The sequence below is a fragment of the Streptomyces sp. ICN903 genome (assembly GCF_022015835.1).
Lineage (GTDB): Bacteria > Actinomycetota > Actinomycetes > Streptomycetales > Streptomycetaceae > Streptomyces > Streptomyces fenghuangensis.
Genome location: NZ_JAKMAY010000374.1, coordinates 1 through 4,838, shown reverse-complemented (window position 1 = coordinate 4,838; position 4,838 = coordinate 1). Strand labels below are relative to the sequence as shown.

Here is a 4,838-nt window from a genome sequence, read left to right as displayed (position 1 = left end):
CGGGGCGGAGAGGATGGCGGCGATCTCGGGCTGCTGGGGCGGGCAGACCCCGGTCAGGTCCCTGGCCCGTACGGCGCGGGTGATCCAGGCCCGGTCCAGGACGCGCCGCTCGTCGGCCTCGGCCACCAGGTCCTCGGACTGGTTGTAGTCGCCGTCGGCCGCCTGGACCGCCCACAGGTGGACGGCCACTCCGTGCTCCTTGGCGGACATCAGCCCGGGCAGCAGGTCGCCGTCCCCGGTGACCAGCACGATGTCGGAGCAGGCGCGGTTGCGGGCCAGTTCCGTCAGCTCGGCGTGCATGGCGGCGTCCACGCCCTTCTGCGCCCACCGCCCCTCGCTGCGGGTGAGGGCGCCGAGCCGCACCGTCACACGCGGCATCACCCGCAGCCGCCGGTGCTCGGGCTGGGGCACCCGGTCGGGAGCGCCGTCGAACCAGTAGATGCGCAGCAGCCGGCAGCCGGTGTCCAGCTCCGCGCGCTCGCGCAGTCCCTGGATGAGCACGGAGTGGTCCACGGTGATCCGGGAGCGCGCGGGCTCGCCCGCCAGGAGGCTCGCGGCGGCGCCCAGGAGATACCCGGCGTCCACCAGGACGACGCAGCGGTCCACGCTCCACCCACTCTCGGTACGACCGGCACGACCGGTACGGCCGCCGGGGCCGGTGACGTCTGACGCGGCCGCGCCGCGCTCGCCCCGGCCCCGCTCCTTGGAGTCTGCTTCGAGTCTGCCCGACCGTACAGGGCTTATGGGCTCCGGCTCGATCTTCGGCGTGGCGGGCGGCCGGTGTCCACCGTGCGGGCGGCCCCTTCCCGGCGGAAGGGGCGGCCACCGAGGGTTGTCGCCCGACATGCGCACTGTGCGAACGCGTGCGACGCTGGGCACGGCCCATCGTTCCGAGATCCGCACAGGAGGCGATCGTGGGCAAGCGCAAGAAGGAGAACCGCGAGGAGCACGGCAGGCGCACCGCCGCCGAGGAGACGCAGGAGCAGTCGAAGGCCACCGCCGAGCGGATGGCGCGGACGCAGCCGGCCGCGCAGGGCACCCCCGCCGACGTGGCGCGCAAGCACCGCAGGCGTTTCGGCCACAACTGACACCGGCCGCCGCGCACGGTACGGCGGCGGTCACCGCACGGGGCGCCCCGGTGAGGACCGGGGCGCCCCGTGGCGCGTCCGGCCCGTCTCAGCCGGCCAGGCAGGAGGGGCCGAGCAGTGCCTTGAGGTCGCCGAAGAGCGCGGGGTCGGCGGTGACCCGGTGCCGGTCCAGGCGCAGCACCGTCGTCTTGCGGCTGCCCTGGAGCCTGACCCGCACCTCGGTGGAGCCGCGGTGGTGGGTGAGCACCTCCCCCAGCTTCTCCACCAGCGGCGGGGTGACCTTGACGGTGGGGATGGTGATGGTGACGGGCGCGTCGGAGGCGGCGTCCGACAGGTCGGGGACCATCAGCTCCATGGCGACCAGGCGGGGGATGTCCTCGCGCTTGTCCAGGCGCCCCTTGACGAAGACCACCGCGTCCTCCACGAGCTGGGTGGAGACGAGCTGGTAGGTGGCGGGGAAGAACATGCAGTCGATCGAGCCCGCCAGGTCCTCCACGGTGGCGATCGCCCAGGCGTTGCCCTGCTTGGTCATCTTCCGCTGGAGGCCGGAGATGATCCCGCCGATGGTGACGATCGAGCCGTCGGAGAAGTCGCCGCCGGTGAGCTGGGAGATCGCCGCGTCCGTCTTGTCGGACAGCACGTGCTCGAGCCCGAACAGCGGGTGGTCGGAGACGTAGAGGCCGAGCATCTCCCGCTCCTGTGCGAGCAGGTAGCTCTTGTCCCACTCCTCGGGGGAGAACTCCACGTCCATGCCGAAGCCGGGGCCGCTGTCGGAGGACTCCTCCCCCATCCCGCCGAAGAGGTCGAACTGTCCCTCGGCCTCCTTCCGCTTGACCTGCACCACGTTGTCGATCATGGTCTCGAAGTGCGCGGTCAGGCCCTTGCGGGTGTGGCCCAGCTCGTCGAAGGCCCCGGCCTTGATCAGCGATTCGACCGTGCGCTTGTTGCACACCACCGCGTCGACCTTGTCGAGGAAGTCGGGGAAGGAGGTGTACTTCCCCTTCGCCTTGCGGCAGGCGACGATCGAGTCCACCACGTTCTGGCCGACGTTGCGCACGGCGGTCAGCCCGAAGACGATCGTGTCGTCGCCGCGCGGGGTGAAGTTCGCCTCGGACTCGTTGACGTCCGGCGGCAGCACCTTGATGCCCATGCGTCGGCACTCGTTGAGGTAGACCGCCGACTTGTCCTTGTCGTCGCGCACCGAGGTCAGCAGGGCGGCCATGTACTCGGCCGGGTAGTTCGCCTTGAGGTAGGCCGTCCAGTAGGAGACCAGTCCGTACGCCGAGGAGTGCGCCTTGTTGAAGGCGTATCCGGCGAAGGGCACCAGCACGTCCCACACGGCCTGGATGGCCTCGTCGGAGTAGCCCTTCTCCCGGGCGCCCTTCTGGAAGTTGACGAACTCGGCGTCCAGGACCTCCTTCTTCTTCTTGCCCATCGCCCGGCGCAGCAGGTCGGCCTGCCCGAGGCTGTACCCGGCGAGCACCTGGGCGGCCTTCTGCACCTGCTCCTGGTAGACGATCAGGCCGTAGGTGATGTCGAGGACCTCCTTGAGAGGCTCCTCCAGCTCCGGGTGGATCGGGGTGATCTCCTGCTGCCCGTTCTTGCGCAGCGCGTAGTTGATGTGGGAGTTCATGCCCATCGGGCCGGGCCGGTACAGGGCCGAGACCGCGGAGATGTCCTCGAAGTTGTCGGGCTTCATCATGCGCAGCAGGGAGCGCATGGGGCCGCCGTCGAACTGGAAGACGCCCAGGGTGTCGCCGCGCTGGAGCAGCTCGAAGGTCTTGGGGTCGTCCAGCGTGAGGTCGAGCAGGGTGATGTCGATGCCCTTGTTGGCCTTCACCAGCTTGACGGCGTCGTCCATGATCGTGAGGTTGCGCAGGCCCAGGAAGTCCATCTTCAGCAGGCCGAGCGACTCACAGGTGGGGTAGTCCCACTGGGTGACCACCGAGCCGTCGTTCTTGGGGCTGAAGACCGGCACGTGGTCGATCAGCGGCTCGCTCGACATGATCACGCCCGCGGCGTGCACGCCCATCTGCCGCACCAGTCCCTCGATGCCGCGCGCGGCGTCGATGACCTTCTTCACGTCCGGCTCGTTCTCGTACATCCCCCGGATCTCGCCCGCCTCGTTGTAGCGGGGGTGCTTGGGGTCGGTGATGCCCGACAGGGGGATGCCCTTGCCCAGGACGTCGGCGGGCATCGCCTTGGTGATGCGGTCGCCCATGGCGTACGGGTAGCCGAGCACACGGGCGGAGTCCTTGATCGCGGCCTTCGCCTTGATGGTGCCGTAGGTGCCGATCTGGGCGACCTTGTCGGCGCCGTACTTCTCGGTCACGTAGCGGATGACCTCACCGCGCCTGCGCTCGTCGAAGTCGATGTCGACATCGGGCATGGACACGCGCTCGGGGTTGAGGAACCGCTCGAAGATCAGCCCGTGCTCGATCGGGTCGAGGTCGGTGATGCCCATGGCGTACGCCACGATCGAGCCGGCCGCGGAGCCTCGGCCGGGGCCGACGGCGATGCCGTTGTTCTTGGCCCACATGATGAAGTCGGCGACGACCAGGAAGTAGCCGGGAAACCCCATCTGGACGATGACGTCCATCTCGTAGTCGGCCTGCTTCTGCCGGTCCTCGGGGACGTTGCCGGAGTACCGGCGGGCCATGCCGCGGCGGACCTCCTCGCGGAACCAGGACTCCTCGGTGTGGCCCTCGGGCACGGGGAAGCGGGGCATCAGGTCCCGCTTCTCGAACCATCCCTCGGTGTCGATCTGCTCGGCGACCAGGAGGGTGTTGCGGCAGCCCTCCTGCCAGGCGTCGGAGGAGTCGATGGCGTACATCTCCTCCGCGGACTTCAGGTAGTAGCCCGAGCCGTCGAACCGGAAGCGGTCGGGGTCGGAGAGGTTCTTGCCGGTCTGGATGCACAGCAGCGCGTCGTGCGCCTCGGCCTCGTGGGAGTAGGTGTAGTGGCTGTCGTTGGTGACCAGCGGGGGGATGCCCAGCTTCCTGCCGATCTCCAGCAGCCCGTCGCGGACCCGGCGCTCGATCTCGATGCCGTGGTCCATCAGTTCCAGGAAGTAGCGGCCCTTGCCGAAGATGTCCTGGTAGTCGGAGGCGGCCTTGAGCGCCTCGTCGAACTGGCCGAGCCGCAGCCTGGTCTGCACCTCGCCCGAGGGGCAGCCGGTGGAGGCGATCAGGCCCTCGGAGAACTCGGCGATCATCTCCCGGTCGGTCCTGGGCCACTTGACGAAGAAGCCCTCCATGTAGGCGTCCGAGGAGAGCCGGAAGAGGTTGTGCAGACCGGCCTTGTTCGAGGCCCAGATCGTCTTGTGGGTGTAGCCGCCGGAGCCGGAGACGTCGTCGCGCTTCTGGTGGGGCTGGCCCCACTGGACGCGCCGCTTGTACCGCCGCGACTGCGGGGCGACGTACGCCTCGATGCCGATGATCGGCGTGACGCCGGCCTTGGTGGCGTGCTGGAAGAAGTCGTAGGCCCCGTGGAGGTTGCCGTGGTCGGTCATGGCGATGTGCGTCATGCCCATCTCCTGACACGCCTCGAACATGTCCTTCAGCCGCGCCGCACCGTCCAGCAGGGAGTACTGCGTGTGTACGTGCAGGTGTGTGAACGGCGGTTTTGCCACGGCGGATGTCCTCCAACGAGCGGGCGTGCGGCGGTTCCCTGAACGGGTCCGAAGTCTACGTCCCGCGGGCGGCGGGGACCCGCCGCCGGGCGGGTGCCGTGCCCGCCCCCGCGCGTCCC

3 protein-coding genes are annotated in these 4,838 nt (G+C 69.3%); 1 reads left to right on the top strand and 2 read right to left on the bottom strand.

The window, feature by feature from the left end; genetic code table 11:
- A partial coding sequence (locus tag L7D48_RS25885; protein WP_237883059.1) for an NYN domain-containing protein occupies positions 1-606 on the bottom strand: 606 nt, incomplete at its 3' end.
- 308 nt (positions 607-914) lie between these two features.
- On the opposite strand from L7D48_RS25885, the gene L7D48_RS25880 reads away from it, so the two are divergent.
- The gene (locus tag L7D48_RS25880) at positions 915-1,088 is read left to right on the top strand and encodes a hypothetical protein (RefSeq protein ID WP_237883057.1); all 174 of its coding nucleotides are present in this window, start codon (positions 915-917) and stop codon (positions 1,086-1,088) included.
- An 88-nt stretch (positions 1,089-1,176) separates the two neighbouring features.
- On the opposite strand, the gene dnaE is transcribed toward L7D48_RS25880, so the two are convergent.
- Positions 1,177-4,719, bottom strand: a complete 3,543-nt coding sequence (dnaE, locus tag L7D48_RS25875) for a DNA polymerase III subunit alpha (RefSeq protein ID WP_237883055.1) — start codon at positions 4,717-4,719, stop codon at positions 1,177-1,179.
- Positions 4,720-4,838: the final 119 nt, after the last annotated feature.